This window comes from Vibrio sp. 1727 (genome assembly GCF_033344415.1).
GTDB classification, from domain to species: domain Bacteria; phylum Pseudomonadota; class Gammaproteobacteria; order Enterobacterales; family Vibrionaceae; genus Vibrio; species Vibrio alginolyticus.
This window is the reverse complement of sequence record NZ_JAWPOT010000507.1, coordinates 1-574: the sequence shown is the minus strand read 5'-3', so window position 1 is coordinate 574 and position 574 is coordinate 1. Positions and strand designations below refer to the sequence as shown.

Below are 574 nucleotides of genomic sequence, written 5' to 3'. Positions count from 1 at the left end.
AATAGCCATATCTAAAAAATGGTTTTATAAAAAGTAAGAACCTTTCCTATCGAGTGCACTTGTGAAGATTGGCAATTATTAATAATGTGCTCAGTGTCACATAAATAATTCAGTATCTTCATGTTTTATATGGAGTTAACAGAACCAACCAATCTATACCATTTATATTTCAATCAGTATTGATAGATATAAATAAACAGGTACAACTGTATTTAAGTTAGACATTGAAAACCGACACAGAGGTGAGAAAATCATTGTCGACAACTTTTTCACACCTATAGTGAATAATGTTCGTTAAGATCAACATTCGAATTTATCGAGATTGGATAAGAATAAATGAAACGTGTACTTTTGGTAGAAGATAATCGTGAAATAGCGGGAATGTTGTTCGATTATTTTGAGTGTGCTGGCATGCAGCTGGATTATGCCGACAACGGTGAGCTAGGCTTAAAACTGGCGATGGAGAATGCGTTTGACATCATTTTGCTCGACCTCATGCTGCCGCGCATGGATGGCCTAACACTGTGCAACAAGCTGCGCGATGCAGGTAATAACACTCCGGTGTTGATGTTGA

General features: G+C 36.9%; 1 protein-coding gene. It reads left to right on the top strand.

The features are described from left to right. Nucleotides 1–336 precede the first annotated feature (336 nt). The coding region (locus R8O10_RS26630; RefSeq protein ID WP_318192151.1) for a response regulator at nt 337–574 on the top strand (238 nt) is incomplete at its 3' end.